This is a genomic window from Proteus hauseri, from assembly GCF_040139125.1.
Lineage (GTDB): Bacteria > Pseudomonadota > Gammaproteobacteria > Enterobacterales > Enterobacteriaceae > Proteus > Proteus hauseri_B.
The window spans coordinates 94089-114253 of sequence record NZ_JBEEUB010000003.1 but is presented as its reverse complement, the minus strand read 5'-3'; the positions used below and the strand labels follow the sequence as shown (position 1 = coordinate 114253).

General features: G+C 38.6%; 17 protein-coding genes and 1 CRISPR repeat array. Of the genes, 14 read left to right on the top strand and 3 right to left on the bottom strand.

The features are described from left to right. Positions 1 to 199: 199 nt before the first annotated feature. The 6 genes from accD (at position 200) to ABN099_RS06255 (ending at position 6002) form a co-directional block, all read left to right on the top strand. On the top strand, positions 200 to 1162 hold the full coding sequence (gene accD / locus ABN099_RS06280) for an acetyl-CoA carboxylase, carboxyltransferase subunit beta (RefSeq protein ID WP_349462815.1): 963 nt from the start codon (positions 200 to 202) through the stop codon (positions 1160 to 1162). After that, entirely contained in the window at positions 1155 to 2450 is a 1296-nt protein-coding gene (folC, locus tag ABN099_RS06275; RefSeq protein ID WP_349462814.1) for a bifunctional tetrahydrofolate synthase/dihydrofolate synthase, read from the top strand. The genes accD and folC overlap by 8 nt, the downstream gene beginning before the upstream one ends. Beyond that, complete coding sequence (gene dedD / locus ABN099_RS06270; RefSeq protein ID WP_349462813.1) at positions 2443 to 3078, top strand: cell division protein DedD; 636 nt, start codon at positions 2443 to 2445, stop codon at positions 3076 to 3078. Before folC ends, dedD begins: the two co-directional genes overlap by 8 nt. A gap of 184 nt (positions 3079 to 3262) precedes the next feature. Then, a complete protein-coding gene (cvpA, locus tag ABN099_RS06265; RefSeq protein WP_064720499.1) occupies positions 3263 to 3769 on the top strand; it encodes a colicin V production protein in 507 nt (168 codons plus the stop codon). Positions 3770 to 3782: 13 nt separating this feature from the next. Then, complete coding sequence (gene purF / locus ABN099_RS06260) at positions 3783 to 5300, top strand: amidophosphoribosyltransferase (RefSeq protein ID WP_349462812.1); 1518 nt, start codon at positions 3783 to 3785, stop codon at positions 5298 to 5300. Positions 5301 to 5420: 120 nt separating this feature from the next. Beyond that, positions 5421 to 6002 carry a UbiX family flavin prenyltransferase gene (locus ABN099_RS06255; protein WP_349462811.1) on the top strand — a complete coding sequence of 194 codons (582 nt, stop codon included), beginning with the start codon at positions 5421 to 5423 and terminating at the stop codon, positions 6000 to 6002. A gap of 191 nt (positions 6003 to 6193) precedes the next feature. Here ABN099_RS06255 and ABN099_RS06250 read toward each other — a convergent pair whose 3' ends face one another. Beyond that, positions 6194 to 7099, bottom strand: coding sequence for a TIGR01777 family oxidoreductase (locus ABN099_RS06250; protein ID WP_349462810.1), 906 nt, complete (start codon positions 7097 to 7099; stop codon positions 6194 to 6196). Between the two features lie 70 nt (positions 7100 to 7169). Further along, complete coding sequence (locus ABN099_RS06245) at positions 7170 to 7784, bottom strand: glutathione binding-like protein (protein ID WP_349462809.1); 615 nt, start codon at positions 7782 to 7784, stop codon at positions 7170 to 7172. Between the two features lie 198 nt (positions 7785 to 7982). Here ABN099_RS06245 and yfcD point away from each other — a divergent pair, with 198 nt between their 5' ends. Beyond that, positions 7983 to 8525 (top strand): NUDIX hydrolase YfcD, encoded by a 543-nt coding sequence (gene yfcD, locus ABN099_RS06240; RefSeq protein ID WP_349462808.1) that lies wholly within the window; start codon positions 7983 to 7985, stop codon positions 8523 to 8525. Here the strand turns inward: yfcD and ABN099_RS06235 are convergent. Continuing rightward, positions 8522 to 9568 (bottom strand): LacI family DNA-binding transcriptional regulator, encoded by a 1047-nt coding sequence (locus ABN099_RS06235; protein WP_349462807.1) that lies wholly within the window; start codon positions 9566 to 9568, stop codon positions 8522 to 8524. The genes yfcD and ABN099_RS06235 overlap by 4 nt on opposite strands. Positions 9569 to 9796: 228 nt before the next feature. On the opposite strand from ABN099_RS06235, the gene ABN099_RS06230 reads away from it, so the two are divergent. The 7 genes from ABN099_RS06230 to cas7e all read left to right on the top strand — a co-directional run bounded on the left by ABN099_RS06230 (position 9797) and on the right by cas7e (position 20160). After that, complete coding sequence (locus tag ABN099_RS06230) at positions 9797 to 10240, top strand: PTS sugar transporter subunit IIA (protein WP_349462806.1); 444 nt, start codon at positions 9797 to 9799, stop codon at positions 10238 to 10240. Positions 10241 to 10273: 33 nt separating this feature from the next. After that, entirely contained in the window at positions 10274 to 10561 is a 288-nt protein-coding gene (locus ABN099_RS06225) for a PTS sugar transporter subunit IIB (RefSeq protein WP_349462805.1), read from the top strand. A gap of 10 nt (positions 10562 to 10571) precedes the next feature. Then, on the top strand, positions 10572 to 11828 hold the full coding sequence (locus ABN099_RS06220; protein WP_349462804.1) for a PTS ascorbate transporter subunit IIC: 1257 nt from the start codon (positions 10572 to 10574) through the stop codon (positions 11826 to 11828). A gap of 128 nt (positions 11829 to 11956) precedes the next feature. Beyond that, positions 11957 to 13998: a CRISPR direct-repeat array (repeat unit 29 nt; unit sequence GTGTTCCCCGTATACACGGGGATAAACCG). A 235-nt stretch (positions 13999 to 14233) separates the two neighbouring features. Further along, positions 14234 to 16924 carry a CRISPR-associated helicase Cas3' gene (cas3, locus tag ABN099_RS06215; RefSeq protein ID WP_349462803.1) on the top strand — a complete coding sequence of 897 codons (2691 nt, stop codon included), beginning with the start codon at positions 14234 to 14236 and terminating at the stop codon, positions 16922 to 16924. Then, entirely contained in the window at positions 16921 to 18519 is a 1599-nt protein-coding gene (gene casA, locus ABN099_RS06210) for a type I-E CRISPR-associated protein Cse1/CasA (RefSeq protein WP_349462802.1), read from the top strand. Before cas3 ends, casA begins: the two co-directional genes overlap by 4 nt. Then, positions 18506 to 19093: a type I-E CRISPR-associated protein Cse2/CasB gene (gene casB, locus ABN099_RS06205; RefSeq protein ID WP_349462801.1), complete on the top strand. Its 588-nt coding sequence runs from the start codon at positions 18506 to 18508 to the stop codon at positions 19091 to 19093. Before casA ends, casB begins: the two co-directional genes overlap by 14 nt. Before the next feature lie 32 nt (positions 19094 to 19125). Continuing rightward, the gene (gene cas7e / locus ABN099_RS06200) at positions 19126 to 20160 is read left to right on the top strand and encodes a type I-E CRISPR-associated protein Cas7/Cse4/CasC (RefSeq protein WP_349462800.1); all 1035 of its coding nucleotides are present in this window, start codon (positions 19126 to 19128) and stop codon (positions 20158 to 20160) included. The last annotated feature ends 5 nt before the right edge of the window (positions 20161 to 20165 follow it).

Below are 20165 nucleotides of genomic sequence, written 5' to 3'. Positions count from 1 at the left end.
GCCAGTGCATTGTGGTTGATACGCTCACCATAACTCTACTTTAAATCATTAGAGGTGTAGCTAGGCGATAAGCGAATGAGTCACGAGAAGTATACAAAAGTATGTGTCTTGTGCGAATAAACGCAGTCAACAACGCTGCAACTTGAACTATGACGAGTATAAACTGGCGAAGGTCAGATTCAGACGAAAAGGTCCATTAATGAGCTGGATTGAAAAAATTCTTAATAAAAGCACTATCACAAGTTCACGTAAAGCCAATATCCCTGAAGGGGTTTGGACTAAGTGTGATAGCTGTGGACAGGTACTCTATCGCGCAGAGCTAGAGCGCAATTTAGAGGTTTGTCCTAAATGTGATCATCATATGCGCATTTCAGCGCGCCGTCGCCTTGAAACCTTTCTGGATTCAGGAAGTACCACAGAATTAGGTAGCGAATTAGAACCTAAAGATATTCTGAAATTCCGCGACTCTAAAAAATACAAAGACAGAATCAGCGCTGCTCAAAAGCAAACGCAAGAAAAAGACGCATTAATCGTCATGAAGGGAACACTAAAAACGATGCCTGTTGTTGCCGCATCTTTTGAGTTCGCATTTATGGGCGGTTCTATGGCTTCTGTCGTTGGTGCTCGTTTTGTTCGTGCTGTTGAACAAGCATTAGAAGATAACTGTCCACTGGTCTGTTTCTCAGCAAGTGGTGGTGCTCGTATGCAAGAAGCCTTGATGTCATTAATGCAGATGGCGAAAACCAGCGCAGCATTGGCAAAAATGCAAGAGCGTGGATTACCGTATATTTCTGTAATGACAGACCCAACAATGGGGGGTGTTTCTGCAAGCTTAGCTATGTTAGGTGATATCAATGTTGCTGAACCTAAAGCCTTGATCGGTTTTGCGGGACCTCGTGTTATTGAACAGACTGTACGAGAAAAACTGCCAGCAGGATTCCAACGTAGTGAATTCCTGTTAGAAAAAGGGGCGATAGACATGATTGTACGTCGTCCACAAATGCGTGATGAGCTGGCTGAATTACTGGCTAAATTGACTCAATACGATTTAGCAAAAGATGAAGATGAAATCATTGATGAAGCGTTTATCGCTGATGAGATTGAATCTGCAGATAATGAGCCAGAAATTAACATCGAAACGAATAAAAAAGAAGATGTCTAATATCATAACTGCTCCTAAAGCCACATCGCCTTTGTCGGTGTGGCTTTCTTATCATGAACATCTGCACTCTAGTGCCATTGATATGGGGTTAGAACGCGTTGCTCAGGTAGGAAAAATATTGGATGTGTTACGTCCTGCACCAAAAGTGATTACTGTTTCAGGCACTAATGGTAAAGGCACTACATGCCATATGTTAGAGTCAATTCTGATTGCATCAGGGTTGAAAGTTGGCGTTTACAGCTCACCGCATTTAGTTCGTTACACTGAACGTGTTCGTATTCAAGGTAAAGAGCTATCAGAATCTGCCTTTTGTGAGGTTTTTGCTCAAATCGAGCAAGCAAGAGGAGATATCTCCTTAACCTTTTTTGAGTATGGCACACTGGCCGCGCTGAAATTATTTCAGCAAGCACAGCTTGATGTGGTGATCCTCGAAGTGGGTTTAGGCGGTCGTCTTGATGCCACAAATATTGTTGATGCAGATATTGCTGCCATCACCAGTATTGCACTTGATCATACCGATTGGTTAGGTGCCGATAGAGAACATATTGGTAGAGAAAAAGCGGGTATCTTCCGTGCCCAACACTATGGTGTTGTTGGTGAGCCTGATATGCCTCAATCTATTGCTGATGTCGCAAATGAAAAGCACACTAAGCTTTTCCAACGCGGCGCAGATTGGTCATTTTCTGTCGATGGCGATTCTTGGCACTGGCGTTGTGCAGATAGACAATTTGAACAATTACCTATCCCCAATATTCCATTAGCTAATGCAGCAACGGCAATGGCTGTTGTGCGTTGTCTGTTACAATCAAATGATAAAGTCAGTCAGGGGATTACTCAGCAAAGTATTGTTGATGGTATGTCTCGTGCACAATTACCCGGTCGTTTCCAGGTTATTTCTCATCAGCCATTAGTGATTTTTGATGTTGCACATAATCCACATGCTGCTGGATATTTAACTGAAAAATTAGCACAATTACCGCGTCAATCTGATACCACAGTTCGTATCGTTGTTGGTATGCTAGGTGATAAAGATATCGCAGGTACATTGGCATGTTTAGCAAAACAAGCAGACAAATGGTATGTTGCACCACTAAATGAATTTCGTGGTGCAAAAGCGGATGTACTGGCTCAGTATCTTGATGCACCTGCGGTGTTTGACAGTGTAGAGCAGGCATGGCAACAAGCTATGTTAGATGCGAAAGCAAATGATATTGTTGTTGTCTGTGGTTCATTCCATACCGTTGCTCATGTAATGGAAATTTTGGAAAAGGAGAGTGTGGGTGGCTAGTAAATTTCAAAATCGCTTAGTCGGTGCCGTTGTGCTGGTGGCAGTGGGAGTCATTGTTTTACCTGCATTGCTTGACGGCGATAAGAAATATAACGAAGACCAGTTCGCCTCTATTCCGTTAGTTCCAAAACCAGGTGATGAGCAAGAAATTGAATCAATAGCACCGATTGAGCAAACAACAACACCGTCTACACCGTCAGAGGGTGCTTCTGAAGCAATGCTTTCTGAAGCGGTAACCGGTGTTGAGCAGCCCGCGGTTTCAACACCAGAGCCACCTGTTGTTCAACCAGTTACACCACAACCGCAGCCAGTGCCTGAACCACCTGCTGTAGTTAATCCACCTGTACAACCACCGTCACCACCCGTTGAGGAAACAAAACCACCAAAAGGTGAAGCGTGGGTTGTTCAACTTGGTGCATTAAAAAATATCGCTAAAGTTGAAGAGATTATTGCGAAAATGCATTTTTCAGGTTATCCGGTATATACCGTGCCAGCTCGTCCAGTATCAGGGCAAGTGACGCGAATTTATATTGGACCTAATGCCTCTAAATCAGAATTGCAGGCGATGTTACCTCATTTAAAAGAGTTAACTGGATTGCAAGGTGAGGTAAGAGCGTATAAACCTTAATATATTTTTAAATCTCATCAGATGAGTGATGTAACAAGGTGTTAACTTATTGCGGCGATTATGATTTTTCATATCGCCGTAAATTATTTTAAAATTATCGAAAATTAGCGTTACGCAAACGTTTTCGTTTTCTGTTAGAATGCTTCCGTATTAGTGCGGAGCATCGTTATTGGATAGAGAATTTATGGTCTGGATAGATTACGCCATTATTGCCATTATCGGGTTTTCCGCATTAGTCAGCCTGATCCGTGGCTTTGTTCGTGAAGCATTGTCACTTATCACCTGGGGTTGCGGTTTTTTTGTTGCTAGTCAGTTTTATCCTTATCTTGCCGTCTATTTTACCCGGTTTGAAGATGAACTGGTTCGTAACGGGATTGCGATAGTTTCATTGTTTATTGCAACATTAATTGTTGGTGCTGTAGTAAATTATGTTATTAGCTCTCTTGTTCAACGCACAGGGTTATCAGGTACAGATCGTGTATTGGGGGTCTGTTTCGGGGCATTAAGAGGCGTGCTTATTGTATCAGCACTGCTTTTTGTATTGGGTGCATTTACCCCAATGGCAGAGAGTGCTGATTGGCAACGTTCTGAACTTATTCCTCAATTCAACCATATCATTAGGTGGTTCTTTGACTACCTGCAAAATGCGTCAAGTTTCGTGTCGGAGAATGTAACCTCTCCGTCTGGCTGATGAGGATCTTTTCATGTGCGGTATTGTCGGTATCGCTGGAGTTAATCCAGTAAACCAATCAATTTATGATGCGTTAACGGTGTTACAACACCGTGGTCAGGATGCAGCAGGCATTGCAACGATAGACGGCAACAATGGTTTCCGTCTTCGTAAAGCTAACGGACTGGTGAAAGATGTTTTTGAAACTCGCCATATGCTGCGTTTAAAAGGAACTATCGGGATAGGTCATGTGCGTTATCCAACTGCGGGTAGTTCAAGTGCATCAGAAGCTCAGCCTTTTTATGTGAACTCTCCTTTTGGTATTACGTTGGCGCATAATGGTAATTTAACCAATGCGCATTTATTACGTCGCCAACTATTTGAGACTGCACGTAGGCATATCAATACCACCTCTGATTCTGAAATTTTACTCAATGTACTGGCATATGAATTAGACCGTTTCGATAACTTTCCCCTTGAGCCAGATAATATTTTTGCAGCTGTTGCAGCAATGCATAAAAAATTGCGTGGCGCTTATGCTTGCGTTGCGCTTATTATCAGTCATGGTCTTTTGGCATTTCGAGATCCCTTTGGTATTCGTCCTTTAGTGTTAGGTAAACGCACATTAGATGATGGTCGTTATGAATATATGGTGGCATCTGAAAGCGTTGCTTTAGACACCCTAGGCTTTGAGTTTTTACGTGATGTTGCTCCTGGTGAGGCTGTTTATATTACAGAACAAGGACAATTATTTACGCGCCAATGTGCAGAAAATCCACAATTAATGCCTTGCTTGTTTGAGTATGTTTATTTTGCCCGTCCTGATTCCTTTATTGATAAAATTTCTGTTTATAATGCGCGCTTGCGTATGGGGCAGAAGTTAGGGGCTAAAATTGCTAAAGAGTGGGATGATTTACAAATTGACGTGGTTATTCCTATTCCTGAAACATCATGTGATATTGCGTTAGAAATCGCCCATATACTCAATAAACCGTACCGCCAAGGTTTTGTTAAAAACCGTTATGTGGGGCGTACTTTTATTATGCCGGGTCAACAAGAGCGTCGTAAATCAGTGAGACGCAAACTTAATGCTAATCGTGCAGAGTTTCGTGATAAAAACGTACTCCTTATCGATGACTCCATCGTTCGTGGTACAACATCAGAGCAAATTGTTGAGTTAGCAAGAGAAGCAGGTGCAAAAAAAGTCTATTTTGCTTCAGCAGCACCAGAAGTTCGCTTCCCTAATGTGTATGGTATTGATATGCCAAATGCTAATGAACTGATTGCTCATGGACGTGAAGTTGATGAAATTCGCAAACTCATTGGCGCAGATGGCTTAATTTTTCAAGATTTATCAGATTTGATTGCCGCAGTTCAAGAAGAAAACCCAGATATTAGCCAGTTTGAATGTTCTGTATTTGATGGTGTATATATCACAAAAGATATTGATCAAGACTACTTAGATTACTTAGAAAATCTACGTCGTGATGATGAACATAAAATTCGTGATCAAAATGAAATAGAGAACTTAGAAATCTATAACGAAGGCTAAATTTGCGTTAATATAGCCACCTTATAAAGCGCTGATGCTAGAGTATTTCTACATCGGCGCTTGTTTTTTGAGGGTTAATCATCATAATGATTTGCGTTGATATATATTCTGAGGATTATAATGAAAAAGCTGATAGTTGGGCTAACTGGCGCTAGTGGTGCAATTTATGGCATACGCTTATTAGAGATACTAAAAGCGGTACCATCAGTAGAAACACATTTGGTAATAAGCCAAGCGGCTCGTCGTACTATCTCCTTAGAAACAACCTATTCGCTAAAAGAGATTCATGCACTAGCCGATGTCATTTATGACGATCGCGATATTGGCGCAGCCATCTCTTCAGGCTCATTTCGTGTTAGTGGCATGGTTATCTTGCCATGCTCAATTAAAAGCCTATCAGGTATTGTTCATAGCTATACTGATACACTTGTTACCCGTGCCGCCGATGTGGTGTTAAAAGAAGGGCGTAAATTAGTGCTATGTGTGCGTGAAACCCCGTTGCATTTAGGGCATTTACGCTTAATGACGCAAGCTGCTGAACTGGGTGCGGTGATTATGCCACCTGTTCCGGCATTTTATTTCCAGCCAAAAACAATTGATGACATTGTTAATCAAACCGTTAACCGCGTACTTGATCAATTTGATATTGATTTACCTGATGATTTATTTCAAAGGTGGGAGGGCGATAAGCCTGTTCGCTAAATATACTCGTCATACTTCAAGTTGTAGCGTTGTTGACTGCACTCATTCACGCTAGTCACATACTTTAGTATGCTCCTAGCGACTCATTCATTTGTCGCCTAGCTACATCTTGAATTATTTAGAGTATTTATTTAATAGAGTATCTATTCAATAGGGTATTTATTCCAACTGATTGAGAAGAGAAAAAGAGATTATTTTCCTGTGTTAATAATATCTTTTAGTGCCTCTTCTAATTGTGGGTAGCGAAATTCAAAGCCAGCATTGAGTAATTTCTCAGGGATAGCTTGTTGCCCTCCTAACACTAATGCTGCACTTTCACCCATAATAAAACGCAATGCTGTGGCTGGAACGGTCATTAATGCAGGGCGTTTAAATATTTTACCTAAAATACGAGTAAATTCGCTGTTTTGCACCGGATTAGGTGCTGTTAGATTAAATGCACCTTTAGCTTGTTCATCATTAAGTAGGAAAACAATGGCGTTGACCATATCATCGATATGGATCCACGGCATATATTGTGTTCCGCTACCTAATTTCCCGCCAAATCCTAGTTTAAAGGGCTTACTCATTTTAGGTAACGCACCACCTAATGTTGATAGCACAATGCCTGTACGTAGCAAACAGACCCTAGTTAATGGCGTTTGTGCCTCAAGGGCTATACGCTCCCACTTTGCACACAGTTCATGAGCGAACTCTGAGTTTGCTGGCGTTTTTTCAGTAACTAAGGTGTTTTTTTGATCACCATAAAAACCGACAGCTGAGCCTGAAATAAAAACAGAAGGTGGTGAATTACTTGCTTTAAATAAATTAACCAGCTTTTGCGTTAATTCACAGCGGCTATCAACTAATTTTCGTTTTTGTGCAGGTGTCCAGCGACTATCGGCTATTGGTTCTCCAGCAAGATTAATGACTGCATCGAACTCATCAAGATTTTTTTTATCACCTAATTGAGTCCAACAAGTTATCTCATTACAAAAATGTGAATAGACCTTTTGTGGCGAACGAGAAAGAACCGTAATTTCATGGTGATTAAGTGCAAGCTGGCAAACTAAAGCTTTGCCTATTAATCCGGTTCCGCCAGTGATAAGTATTTTCATCAAAAATCCTCCTGATTTTATTTCCTATATTGAAGATTAATATCATCCTGATGTGTTAGCCGATTTTTTATTAGCCAAATAACTTTTTAGATGCTGGGCGTTGGCTTATGGTATTAAACCACTTTTCTATTGCTGGATAATTAGCAAGATTAATATTGTGGTGATTGTGAGATCGCACCCATGTATAAGTAGCAATATCTGCAATACTGTAATGTGGACCACCAAGGTAAGGCGATTGGCTTAACCTTGTATTTAAAACGTTATATAAACGCTGAGTCTCTTCAGTATAACGTTTAATGGCATAAGGCACTTTTTCACTGGCATAACGAGTAAAATGATGATTTTGACCTATCATTGGACCAAATCCACCGACTTGCCAAAATAGCCATTGCAGTTGGTGTATTTTTTCTCGTTGTTCTTGGCTTAATAATTTGCCGCTTTTCTCTGCTAAATAAATCAAAATAGCGCCAGATTCAAAAATAGCGATAGGTTCGCCACCATCAGCTGGCGTGTTATCAACAATAGCAGGAATTTTATTATTGGGGGAAATAGCTAAGAATTCTGGTTTGAATTGATCACCTTTGCTGATATCAATGGCATGTAACTGATAAGGGATCCCGGCTTCTTCAAGAAAAAGCGTGATTTTCTGACCATTTGGGGTGTCGGCGTAATAAAGATCAATCATAGAAATCTCCAGAGTAAAACGAGCACTAAATGATAAGTATCTTCACAGTCTGCCTTTTAACACCACAAAAAGCAAAAAAGTGCAAGATGGATAAAACAACTAACGTATGATTATTATAGTGGTGAAATATAGCGGTTTTGATATATTCAGGATAAAAATTACGATAGTTTAGTATCGGTTAAAAAAGGTTTGTTGAGGATGGAACAAGAAAATACGGCAGTGGTCGAGTGGGTAGATATTGTTGATGATAAAAATGAAGTTGTTGCTCAAGCAACACGTCAACAAATGCGAGCGGAAAACCTACGACACAGAGCAACGTATATCGTCATTCATGATGGTATGGGTAAAATTCTGGCACAACGCCGAACAGAAACAAAAGATTTTTATCCGGGTTGGTTAGATGCCACAGCAGGTGGTGTTGTACAACAAGGTGAAAACTTACTAGAAAGCGCGCGTCGCGAAGCAGAAGAAGAACTCGGTATTGCGGGTGTTCCTTTTGCTGAACATGGGCAATTTTATTATGACGACGAAAGTTGTCGCGTATGGGGCAGCTTATTTAGTTGTGTTTCTCACGGTCCTTTCGCTTTACAAGCAGAAGAAATTGAGGAAGTTCGTTGGTTGACTCCCTCTGAAATCACAGAACGTTGTGATGAGTTCACTCCCGATTCACTAAAAGCACTTTCACTTTGGTTAACACGCAATAACAGCACACGTTTAGAAACAAGAGAAACTGTCGATTAAGGCGTACTTTGCCCTGTTTCAAAGCGATAAGCATGGTTGATAACGGTATCTTCAAATATAGCGTTATCATCTTCGTCTCGTAGTCGCTGTAAAAGTGTTATCAGATGTTTTCCAGCATCTTTGCCCATTTTATGATAATCAAAATGGATTGAGGTAAGTGAAGGAAAGATCTGAGCACTGTTATCAGAGCCTTCCAAACAAGCGATAGCCAAGTCCTGAGGGATCTTAATTAATCTACGCTGGCATTCAAATATCATTCCTAACGCAATACTTTCATGACTGCATATCACCGCATCTAATTCAGGTTGGCGTAATAAAATTTCGGTTAGCGCTTGTCGTCCATAAGCCATCGAAGCAGGATCAGGTGTCGTTACACTTTGCTCTGCATTTAAATAATTTTTAAGCAAAGCTCGAGACCAGCCTGTAATTTGCTGATGATGAAAACGTTGCCCTTGCAATGCACCAATGTAACCAATGCAACGCTTACCTTGGGAGACTAAATAGTCTGTTAACTCAAAAGTTGCCTGCTCATAAGGGCATTCAATACTAATAGCCGCTTGTTCATTAGATTGGCTTGCAACACTCACCACAGGTACATTGGCATTACTAATATGCAAAAAGTGGGTAGCACTTAATTGAGACCCAAAAGTGACTAATGCTGCGGGGTTACTTTGTAACAGCATATTGATGACATCAGTCGCTTTATGGGGTTGATGTTCATAACATCCTACTAAAATCTGATACTGATGACGATTAAGCACGTGTTGCAATGATTGCATAAAATCAGCACTGGCTTTATCGGTAAAAGAGGGCAAAAGAACTGAGACAATATGACTTTGTGCTGATGCTAATGCGCCAGCTGAAGCATTAGGGATATAGCCAAGCTCTTCAACCGCTTGGTTGACTTTTTCTCTTAATTTATCAGAAACAAGCTCAGGTGTGCGCAATGCGCGTGAAACGGTCATGGAACCGACACCTGCATGTTTGGCGACATCTTGTAAAGTGACGCGACCTGTATTTCTGCGCTTACGTGTTTTTATCATTCTTTTTTATACTTGTTTATCTCAATTTTCTTGGGTGCAGATCCTACCTGAAATCTTCTTATTATGCTGAAACAATACAGTGGCAATTGTTGGCATTTTCTGCAATTAACATTTTATTAAAATGATAGCGCTATCACAATTGTGAGTTTTCTATCTAGATAGCGCTACCATAAATGATTACTATCATTAGTAATAAAGCGAAAAGAATACTTCACTAAGGTTATAAATATGCTTAAAACATTACTAACACCTGATGTTGTGCAAGTTGTTTCACATGTCAGTGATTGGCGAGAAGCGATTAAAGTGGCATGTCAGCCATTGATCGATAAAGGTTATATTGAGCCTCGCTATGTCGATGCAATTTATAAATCACACGAACAAATTGGACCATACTATGTATTAGGTCCTGGCATTGCGATGCCGCATGCTCGACCAGAAGAGGGCGTTAATAAATTATCTTTAGCTTTAACCATTGTTGAGCAAGGTGTCGAATTTGGTGCTGATGAAAACGATCCAGTGAAACTACTGATAGTGTTGGCTGCAACAGATAACGATAGCCATATTAATGCCATTGTGAAATTAGCCGAATTATTTGATAACGATAAAGATATTCAAGCGTTACTTAATGCCAAAAGCAAAGCTGAAGTGTTTGCGGTTATCAACAACTATTAATTAACAATTATTGAAATTACCAAGGGGAATATAATGAAAATTACCGTTGTTTGTGGAAATGGTTTAGGAAGTAGCTTGATGATGGAAATTAGCATCAAAAGCATACTAAAAGATTTAGCGGTAAATGCAGAAGTTGATCACGTAGATTTAGGTTCAGCAAAAGGTACTCCAAGTGATATTTATGTAGGCACCCGAGATATCGCCGAACAATTAAATGCACAAGCCGTAAATGGAATCGTTGTCTCATTGGATAATATGATTGATAAAGTGGCAATGAAAGAGAAACTTTCTGCCGCATTACGTGAATTAGGCGCGCTATAAGGAGCCTATTATGGACTTTTTCCGCTTTCTAATGAGTGATGTGCTTTCAGAGCCTGCTATTTTAGTGGGGTTAATTGCACTGATAGGTTTAATTGCTCAGAAAAAACCAGTTACAGAGTGCATAAAAGGCACAGTAAAAACCATTATGGGTTTTGTTATTTTAGGTGCTGGTGCTGGCTTGGTTATTAATTCACTGGGTGATTTCTCTACTATTTTCCAACACGCTTTTGGTATTCAAGGTGTTGTGCCAAATAACGAAGCGATAGTCTCTATTGCACAAAAAAGTTTTGGTAAAGAGATGGCGTTGATTATGTTCTTTGCCATGCTGATTAATATTTTGATTGCTCGTTTAACACCGTGGAAATTTATTTTCTTAACGGGGCATCACACGCTATTTATGTCGATGATGGTCGCGGTTATTTTGGCAACAGCAGGTTTAGAAGGCACCGTATTAGTTGCGGTAGGTTCATTAGTTGTTGGGGTGTCAATGGTATTTTTCCCTGCTATTGCACATCCTTATATGAAAAAAATTACCGGTTCTGATGATGTTGCATTAGGGCATTTCTCAACTATCTCGTATGTGTTAGCTGGTTTTATTGGTAGTAAATTTGGTAATAAAGAGCATTCAACGGAAGAGATGAATGTACCAAAAAGCTTACTATTTTTACGTGACACACCAGTGGCTATCGCCTTTACTATGGGGATTATTTTTATCATTACTTGTTTATTTGCGGGCGATGCATTTGTTCGTGAAGTGAGTGGTGGTAAAAACTGGTTTATGTTCTCGTTAATGCAATCTATTACCTTTGCAGCGGGTGTTTATATCATTCTGCAAGGTGTCCGTATGGTTATTGCTGAAATTGTTCCTGCATTTAAAGGTATTTCAGATAAATTGGTACCTAATGCAAAACCTGCTTTAGATTGCCCAGTTGTTTTTCCTTATGCACCAAACGCAGTATTAGTTGGCTTTTTAAGTAGCTTTGCCGCGGGTGTTATTGGAATGTTTATACTTTATTTATTAGATTGGACAGTAATTATTCCGGGGGTTGTTCCACACTTTTTTGTGGGTGCAACCGCAGGTGTATTTGGTAATGCAACGGGAGGACGCCGTGGTGCAATATTAGGTGCATTTGCTCAAGGTTTATTAATTACGTTCTTACCTGTATTCCTATTGCCAGTACTTGGCGATATAGGGATTGCGAATACGACATTTAGTGATGCTGACTTTGGTGTTATCGGTATTCTATTAGGTATTATTGTTCGTTGATTGTTTTAATAATTAAGCTAAATAAAGCGCCTTATTAAAGTTAATTTATTAGGGCGTTTTTTTTATGTTTTTTTGGTAAAAAAGAGAGAGTTAAATTTCTTTTTTATATTCAATCTATTATGATTAGAGTGTTCCCCGTATACACGGGGATAAACCGATAGTCTTGTAGATGGTATTAATTATCGCGCAGTGTTCCCCGTATACACGGGGATAAACCGTGAGCAGGGTATACCTTATTCTGTATTGCTAAGTGTTCCCCGTATACACGGGGATAAACCGGTGTTGAAATTACCTCATCCTCTGTTTGTACTGTGTTCCCCGTATACACGGGGATAAACCGACGATTCTATCACTGATAAAAACGGTGCAATGGTGTTCCCCGTATACACGGGGATAAACCGAGATGTTAGTAACGTATCGAAATAATCATATTGTGTTCCCCGTATACACGGGGATAAACCGAATTATTATTACTAAAAGATAGTAGTGAAGAAGTGTTCCCCGTATACACGGGGATAAACCGGAAATTGGGCTGGGATCTTGTAGTCTGTACGTGTGTTCCCCGTATACACGGGGATAAACCGCCCTCTTTCTATATAAGAAAGTCTATCCATGAGTGTTCCCCGTATACACGGGGATAAACCGCTAAAAGAAATTGGCGACCAGTGGTGTACACCGTGTTCCCCGTATACACGGGGATAAACCGCCTATGTTAATGGGTTAGCCGAGGCTTACGGGGTGTTCCCCGTATACACGGGGATAAACCGGCAATTCAATCAATTAGTGGTGCTACAAAAAAGTGTTCCCCGTATACACGGGGATAAACCGCCTATCGCTGTTTCGGGGATTTGGAATTCATCGTGTTCCCCGTATACACGGGGATAAACCGTTTAATGGAAAACCACATATTTGGATTAAATAGTGTTCCCCGTATACACGGGGATAAACCGGCTATCAGGGCTTTCAACTGGAGTTCTTGACCGTGTTCCCCGTATACACGGGGATAAACCGCCTGACAAACGTCATCAGGCATAGAGTGATAAGTGTTCCCCGTATACACGGGGATAAACCGCGTTAAACGACATGATTAGCGATGGTAAATATGTGTTCCCCGTATACACGGGGATAAACCGGTTACGGCTCTTTGTTATGCGTACCGTGATTTGTGTTCCCCGTATACACGGGGATAAACCGGCGAAGAAGTACAAGCTGTAGCAGAGATGGACGTGTTCCCCGTATACACGGGGATAAACCGATAAATTCTGTGTTCGGGGAGGCAGGGGTAGTGTGTTCCCCGTATACACGGGGATAAACCATCAGTGTCGTATCTCGGTTGTTCATCATCTCCGTGTTCCCCGTATACACGGGGATAAACCGGAGGAGGGGTTAGCTTTCTTGTTTCCTTTCTAGTGTTCCCCGTATACACGGGGATAAACCGCCAGCTATCTCGTGATGTTGAAAAGAGACCGAGTGTTCCCCGTATACACGGGGATAAACCGTGGGCGAATGGTTAAATTTGGATATGGCGTATGTGTTCCCCGTATACACGGGGATAAACCGCAACGAGAATTCATCAAGTGGCGTCTCTGTTTGTGTTCCCCGTATACACGGGGATAAACCGGATTGGTTCATTAGGTAAATCAGCATCCATATGTGTTCCCCGTATACACGGGGATAAACCGGCATGGACGAAGACGAAATGCGCGAGCTTCTGGTGTTCCCCGTATACACGGGGATAAACCGTTACTGGCATTCCAGTGTGTAGAGCATGTTGAGTGTTCCCCGTATACACGGGGATAAACCGCCAAAGGTGTACGGCCTCTGGCTTCGGTTTGCGTGTTCCCCGTATACACGGGGATAAACCGCCTATATGTTTCGCGAATACATTATCAAAATGGTGTTCCCCGTATACACGGGGATAAACCGGGAAAAACGAGTTCTCAGATGAGTTTATGGCAGTGTTCCCCGTATGCACGGGGATAAACCGCTATATTTGAACTATTAAAAAGCGCGGATTAAGTGTTCCCCGTATGCACGGGGATAAACCGCCTTACCTTCATATTTCGCGTGTGTGCTTGACGTGTTCCCCGTATGCACGGGGATAAACCGTAAATATACATCACTAACCAATCAATTAACTTGTGTTCCCCGTATGCACGGGGATAATTATTCTTAAATATATATTGCTTCTAATTTTATTTTATAAAATAAACGAATAAGTAATAGTTAGTATTTTTTATTATTTTTAACAATAAAATGACATTTATAAAATTATTGTTTGTATACCGAGTAAAATAGTAGAGTTATAAATAAATAGGGGTCGGTCTAGTTTTTAGTATTAAATTAAGAAAATAGTTGTTATTTATTATAGACTGCAAAATATAGAAAATAGTGATTAGGTTAATATGAATAAAGACTATTACAGCTATTGGGGTAAATTTAAATCAGACAGTAATAGTGAGTGTTATCACTTACTTCCTTACCATAGTCTCGATGTAGCAGCTGTTGGCTCTATATTATTTTCAGCAGATACAAAAATTGTGAAAGATATTTCTAATTTCTTACAGATTAACCCCGAAGACTTCGTTAAATTATTTGGTTTTATACTCTCTCTTCATGATTTGGGGAAATTTTCTTCTTCATTTCAATATATTAGTCAAAATATTATTGATAAAAAGCAAATACCTGAAAGTCGGTTTTCTTACGATGGAAAAAATTATCGCCATGATCGTTTAGGTTATTATTTTTGGAACGAAATAAAAGAAACGATTTTTTCTTTGGTAATACCGGGCGGTGATTATAATAAGCGTAAATTATCAAATGGTTTTCTGATAATTATTGAAACAGTATTAGGGCATCATGGAAAACCAATTAATAAGAATGACATTGAGCATATGGAAAACTTTATCCATAAAAATAATAAAAATTCAGCGGTTAATTTTGCTTGTGATGCTTTTAAATTATTTAACCCTAGCATTTCAGCAGCGCTTTTTTATGATAAAGAGTGGCTAGGTAGATTAAAACAGATATCATGGCTTCTTGCGGGAATGACAACACTCGCTGACTGGATTGGTTCTAATAATGAGTATTTTCCTTATTATAAAAATAGAGTTTCATTATCTGAGTATTGGTTATTAACGTTAAAGCAAGCAGAGAAAGCTATATTATCAAGTGGTTTTAAGCGAGATTACCAAATATCTCCTTTTATTTCTGTTGAGCATAATTTTGGTTATAGACCCACACCACTACAGCAATGGGCTGAAAAAGTACCAATAAATGAACATCCCCAACTTTTTATATTAGAAGACACTACGGGAGCGGGTAAAACTGAAGCAGCATTAACATTAGCCCATCGATTAATGGAAGCTGATGCTGCTGATGGGTTCTATTTTGGTTTGCCTACAATGGCGACGTCTAATGCCATGTTTTCAAGAATTGTCAATTATTATACTAAAATATTTGATGAAAATAGCGAAGCACCCAGTATTGTACTTGCACATGGTGCTAGCATTATGAATGAACAATTTACTAATATTATTAGAGATGGGAACGAACAATATAATAGTCGAGATAATACTGCATCTGCACAATGCTATCAGTGGTTATCTGATTCTCGTAAAAAAGCGTTATTAGCAACAATTGGTGTCGGAACGCTAGATCAAGCTTTATTAGCCATGCTCCCTAGAAGGCACCAACCTTTAAGATTATTAGGATTAAATAGAAAAGTTATCATCTTTGATGAAATTCACTCTGCAGATGAATTTATGTTTGAAATTATTGAACATTTGTTATCTGCACATCTATATCAAGGTGGTTCTGTTATTCTACTAACAGCCACTTTATCACTTAAGCAAAGACAAAGAATTATTAATAGCTGGTTTGATGCACTAGATCAGCCGCAAAAAATGATACAGTCAAAAAGTTTTCCATTAGCAACACACTTAACATATTCCCCCAAAGTAGCAATGATGGAATATCCTTTAGAAAGTAGAAAGGAAGTCAGTCGACAAGTAAACGTTGAAATAATAAATGAAGAACAAGACTGTATTAATATTATAGTGAGTGCAGTAAATAATGGAAACTGTGTTGTTTGGATTAGAAATACGGTTAATGATGCTATTAAAGCATATCGTGATATAAATCAAAGGCTACCTGAAAATCAAGATAATTGCCTGTTATTCCATAGCCGATTTACACTACAAGATAGGAAAATACGTGAAGAACAAGTATTAAATCGATTTGGAAAACTGAGCACAGCTAAACAAAGAAAAGGTACAGTCTTAATTGCGACTCAAGTATTTCAAGAGAGTTTAGATGCTGATGCAGATATTATGATTTCAGATATTTGTCCTATTGACGATCTTATTCAACGATCAGGACGACTGCATCGACATACTCGCACAATAACTGGTGATTATACTGCAACAGAACAAGATAAACGTACAGCGCCTATATTATATGTGCATGCACCATTATTTACAGACGAACCTTCAAGTAATTGGCTTTCTCACTATTTTTCATCTACAGAAGCGGTTTATCGCTCCCCGGGGCGTTTATGGTTAACGTTAAGAAGCTTAATGCAATTAGGTGAAATAAAAATGCCACAAGATGCGCGGCAATTAATTGAGTCAGTTTATAGCGATAATGCTTATAATGAAATTCCACTATCGTTAATTCGACAAGAAAATAATAGTTTGGGTGAACAAAGAGCAAAAGCAGTAAAAGCTCAATTGCAACTATTAAAATTAAATAAGGGCTACAGTGAAGAGAGTTCAGAATTTTGGACAGAAGATTATTATGATATAAGCACACGATACAGCGATATCGAAATAGCTAATGTCCTTTTATTAAAGAAAATAGAAGATAATTATCTTCCTTGGGTAGAGGATCCTAATTTTTCTATTGCTTTAAGTACTGTAAAAATTTCGAAAAATAAATATGCCGATAAGCTCACTACTGTAACTGAAAATATAAAAGAAAAGATAAATAAACAATATCCACAAACGCGCTATTTACAATTGTGGATACCAGAAGAAGATATAAATTATCAATATGATCCTTTAATCGGTTTTAGTGAAAGACAGGAATTGTCATGAATATTATTAATCAACCTTGGTTGCCTTTTCGTTTTCGTAATGGAGAGATAAAAACCCTTCCTATCTCAGCTATTTCTCACCCTGATATTATCGACTTTGCTTTAAATAGAGCCGATTTTCAAGGTGCTGCTTACCAATTTGCAATCGGGTTATTACAAACGGTATTTGCACCAGAAGATGAAGATGAGTGGGAAGAATATTTTGCAACACCGCCTTCAGATAACACGCTAAAAAGTGCCTTTGATAAAGTCGCTCATGCTTTTAATGTAACAGGTGAAGCACCTTTATTTATGCAGGATTTTTCTTCATTAGAAGAGCAAAAAAATATACCTATAGCGCAATTATTAATTGATGCACCGGGTGAAAATGGAATAAAGCAGAATACTGATCACTTTATTAAACGAGGCATTGCTGATGTAATGTCATTAGAAATGGCAGTATTAGCACTGTTTACGCTACAGATAAATGCGCCTAGTGGAGGTCAAGGCCATCGAGTAAGTTTAAGGGGAGGCGGTCCTTTAACTACCTTGATATCACCTACCGATACAGAGGCAACGTTATGGCAAAAGCTATGGCTAAATGTGATTAATCGTGATTTTTGGGAATATGATGAGCCAAATTTTTACGATGGTAGTATTTTCCCTTGGTTAGTACCATTGAACTTAAAAGAGGGAATGGGAGAAAAAGTTTATCCTAATGATGTTCATCCTCTTCATATGTATTGGGCTATGCCTCGTAGAATAAGATTACAAGCAGAAAATAAGCCTGCAACATGCCAAATTAGTGGTGAAAATAGCAATATTACAGTGCAATACTATTTAACTAAAAATTATGGTTTAGATTACCAAGAAGGGTGGCTACACCCATTAACGCCTTATTACTGGGACACTAAAAAACCCGATACTTTCCCTAATTCTATTAAAGGAAGGGAAGGCGGAATTCATTATAATCTTTGGGATAGATTACTATTATCAAGTAGTGAAAATGGACAAAAATGTGCCACTGTAGTTAGTCATTATCTAAAGTTATATCAATCATTAGAGTTTACAAGAAAACCTCGATTACTTATTTTTGGTTATGATATGGATAATATGAAACCGAGAGGATGGTATGCTTTAGAAATGCCTATTTTTCATATAGAAGATAAATATCATAATAAAGTAATTAATGAAATAAAACTTATTCAATCATTGACTACTGAATGCTTGAAAAGTTTAAGAAATCAGATAAAAGCGGCATGGTTTGAACGACCTAAAGATATAAAAGGCGATATAAGTTTTATTGATTTAACCTTTTGGCAAAGAAGCGAGAGTATATTTTTTTCAACAGTACAAAATATTATTGAACAAACTCAGGAAGATGACTTTTTAACACCTGAACAAGCTAGCCTTTGGCTAAATAGTATAAGAAATATTTGTTTTTCCATCTTTGATGAATATGCATTGTCTTCATTAGGCACACAAAAAACAGTGAGTGGATGTATAAAGGCTAGGCAAAATTTAATCAGAGATCTTTATGGCAATAAAAAAATAAAAAGCTTTGCTACAGATTTTAAAATTACTAAGAAAAATGGAGAGGAACATGGGGTTTTATAAATCGGATAATATTACTCTGCATAGTCATCCAGAATTACAAGCTAATGTGCTACGTTGGTGGGAAAGCCTATTTTTATCGCCGGATGAATTAAGAAAAAAAGGAATTGCACCAGCACCTAATCGATATAAAGCAGAATTAAAACGTTGCGAATCTATTACTGCAATTATGTTAACGGAAGGGTTTCGCGCATTATGGCTTAGTTTTCCAACGGATTTAATTAATCAAGCTAAAACAGAGGATATTGAGCGTTGGGCAACGATTACTGCGGTGTTAGTTTATATTACACAAAATAGTGATAAACACTTTGCTACGGTAGCGGGTGAAAAAGATGAAAGTAAAAAGTCAATTATCAGCGAGTCACGTTTTTTACAACTTCAATCTTCTCGTACTTATGATGAATTTATAAGGCGCTTAAGACGAATTCTAATTCAAATTAAAGGAAAAGCATCTGTATTTTCAATGTGTAAAGATATTGAAAAATGGGTTTTAGAAAAACAAAGAATTCGAACTGTAAAAACTAATCAACAAGTTATCGTTGAGTGGGCAATGAAATATTATCAAGCCGCAATTTAACTATTTTAATAAAATTAAACAGGATAAAGACAATGAGCCAATTTATTCAGTTACATATTCTTACTTCTTACGCACCTTCTAATTTAAATCGTGATGATTTAGGCCGCCCAAAAACAGCAAGAATGGGTGGTTTTGAGCGTTTAAGAATAAGTTCACAAAGTTTAAAGCGTCATTGGCGTACTTCTGAGTTATTTGATGTTGCACTTTCAGGCAATATAGGGACTCGTACTAAGCAGTTTGGATTACAAATATATGATGAATTAATTAAAGGTGGTATTGCGGAAAAAGAAGCTAAAAAATGGACAGAGTTAATGGTTGACCAATATGGCAAACTAAAAAAAGAGAGTATTGAAACTGAACAACTTGTTCATATTAGTCATTTTGAAAAAGTGAAAGCATTCGATTTAATAAAATTACTTATTGAAGAACGTAGAGAACCAACGAAAGCAGAATTAGATGATTTAAAATCGAATAAAACATCTGTTGATATTGCATTATTTGGTCGAATGCTAGCATCCGCTCCAAAATATAATGTCGAAGCCGCTTGCCAAGTCGCTCATGCTATTAGTGTTCATAGTGCGGTTGTTGAAGATGACTATTTTACTGCTGTAGATGATTTAAATGATGGTAAAACAGATGCAGGGTCTGCTCATATTGGTGAAATGGGTTTTGCGGCTGCGCTTTTTTATAGTTATATCTGCATTAATAAAACTCAGTTAATTGAATCATTAGAGGGCAATGAAGAGCTCGCCAATAAAGCAATTCAAGCGTTAACTGAAGTAGCTATCAAAGTATCGCCAACAGGTAAGCAAAACAGTTTTGCCTCTCGTGCATATGCAAGTTATGTTTTAGCTGAAAAAGGAAGTTATCAACCACGCTCTTTATCTGTCGCATTTTTAAAACCTATCGATGATGAAGAGATGGAATTTTCTGCAATAACAGCATTAAATCAACGCATGGAAAATTTTGATAAAGTTTATGGCGCTTGTGCAGATTCACGTTATCAGCTAAATGCCGCAACAGGAGAAGGCTCGCTCTCTGAATTATTACAATTTATCGCTGAATAATAAGG